This window comes from Gelidibacter salicanalis, from assembly GCF_007997285.1.
Classification (GTDB): Bacteria; Bacteroidota; Bacteroidia; order Flavobacteriales; family Flavobacteriaceae; genus Gelidibacter; species Gelidibacter salicanalis.
On record NZ_VORX01000016.1, the window covers coordinates 1 to 1,999 of the forward strand.

The 1,999-nt window shown below is 32.8% G+C and carries 3 protein-coding genes; 1 reads left to right on the forward strand and 2 read right to left on the reverse strand.

What is annotated here, in order from left to right; all coding sequences use genetic code 11:
- Window positions 1-326: 326 nt before the first annotated feature.
- Window positions 327-572 (reverse strand): hypothetical protein, encoded by a 246-nt coding sequence (locus ES711_RS16115; RefSeq protein ID WP_146894335.1) that lies wholly within the window; start codon window positions 570-572, stop codon window positions 327-329.
- A 72-nt stretch (window positions 573-644) separates the two neighbouring features.
- On the reverse strand, window positions 645-836 hold the full coding sequence (locus tag ES711_RS16120; RefSeq protein ID WP_146894336.1) for a hypothetical protein: 192 nt from the start codon (window positions 834-836) through the stop codon (window positions 645-647).
- A gap of 176 nt (window positions 837-1,012) precedes the next feature.
- On the opposite strand from ES711_RS16120, the gene ES711_RS16125 reads away from it, so the two are divergent.
- Window positions 1,013-1,264 (forward strand): hypothetical protein, encoded by a 252-nt coding sequence (locus ES711_RS16125; protein ID WP_146894337.1) that lies wholly within the window; start codon window positions 1,013-1,015, stop codon window positions 1,262-1,264.
- Window positions 1,265-1,999: the final 735 nt, after the last annotated feature.

Genomic DNA, 1,999 nt, shown 5'->3' on the forward strand with positions numbered 1-1,999 from the left:
CACTGTGTAAAAATAATTGCTGGTTCTCGCCTACTTGGAAATTCCTTCGGAATTTCCACAGGCTTGGTTAATTTTTGTTATTTTAGGTGCTTAACCCACGCAACTATTCTTACACCAAACGTTGTGGACAAGTCGAAAGAAGCAAAATATTATGGAAATCGACACCTGAAAGAACCGTGAAAAAAGTTTAGGCTTATCTACAAAATGAAAATACGGTTTTTAGGCTAAGGAATCCCAAAATCCCCACAAAGGCAGTTGCTTATTTACCAAGGATAGTTGGATGATCAGCTGGATGAATATTTTTTGGCAGTTGTATGTTTTTGAAATTAAGGCTGGGATTTTGCGATTCTGACCAAAGCAGTTGCATATTTTCCAACGATAATAAAATGAGCAAGTGGATGAATATTTTTTTTGTAGGTGTTTATTTGCCAAGAATTAAAAACCGTATTTTCGACTGAATTAAAAGGCCGTTTACCTTTTTTGAAGCCTGTAAAAGGGGTAACCTGTCCACAACACTGTGTAAAAATAATTGCTGGTTCTCGCCTACTTGGAAATTCCTGCGGAATTTCCACAGGCCCGGTTTATTTTTGTTATTTTAGGTGCTTAACCCACGCAACTATTCTTACACCAAACGTTAGGGCGCATTAGTCCTCAAACAAACCTTTTACCATTTCTTTAATTTGCACAACATCTTTAATTGTAGTGTCTTTTTTATTATCTCTAATAAAGTCGACTAAATTTAGAATCGTTTCAACTGAAACAATATCTACATTATACCCTGCTGCCCTTAAAGCAATTGATATTTCTTTTGTCTTGTCTTTAATTTCTACTTTCATAATAAAATAACGCACCCTAACACTGTATAAAAATAATAGCTATTTAGGTGCAATTTATAAGGCTATTACCTGTTAATTAATTTTATTTCTACTCGATAGTTAACGCATTTTTAAACGCTACTATTCTTATACTTAACGTTGGCATTCATTGAGCAGAACCGTAAAAAATGACAATTATGAGTAATTTAAAAGACATTAAATCGGAAATTGAAAAATATGCGAATGACTCAAATTTGTCTGAATTGCAAATCGTTGAGAAACTGGAAAAACACTATTTCGACAAAAAAGTAAATGAGAATTTAAAGCTGTATAAAAAAGGAAAGAAAAAAGTGAGCGAAATAACAAAAGACTTGAAAATCTCGCCACGAAAATTTTACGCAATTTTGGAAAAAAAGAAAATAGGGCATAAAAAATATAAAAAAGACTGATTTATGGGAACATTTTACAGCAAAAACACTAAAAAAATAACAGGAATAACTTTAGCAATTATTCTTTTTGCATTATTGATTTTAACGTTTGTATTTAAGTAATAATTTGGTCAAAATCTGACTGATTATCACATCGGATTTTTTAGCTCGTTTGCGGAATCGGAAACTGAATTGAAAAAGTTTGCGGAATATATCGCTTTCCGAATTCACTCAAACGCAGGAAAATCGAAAACGGAATTAAGCTGAATAATTAGAAAACTTAATAAAAACAACGAAATGCCAACACCGTGTATAATTAATTGCTTTGGCAAGTGCTTATTTGGAAAATTCCTTCGGAATTTTCTCTGGTTCGTATTTGTTTACTAATTTAGTTGCTTAACCACGCAACTAACCATACACAATTCCGTTGTGGACAAGTCGAAAGAAGCAAAATATTATGGAAATCGACACCTGAAAGAACCGTGAAAAAAGTTTAGGCTTATCTACAAAATGAAAATACATTTTTTAGGCTAAGGAATCCCAAAATCCCCACAAAGGCAGTTGCTTATTTTCCAAGGATAGTTGGATGATCAGCTGGATGAATATTTGTTGGCAGTTGTATGTTTTTAAAATTAAGGCTGGGATTTTGCGATTCTGACCAAAGCAGTTGCATATTTCCCAACGATAATAAAATGAGCAAGTGGATGAATATTTTTTTTGTAGGTGTTTATTTGCCAAGAATTAAAAACCGTATTT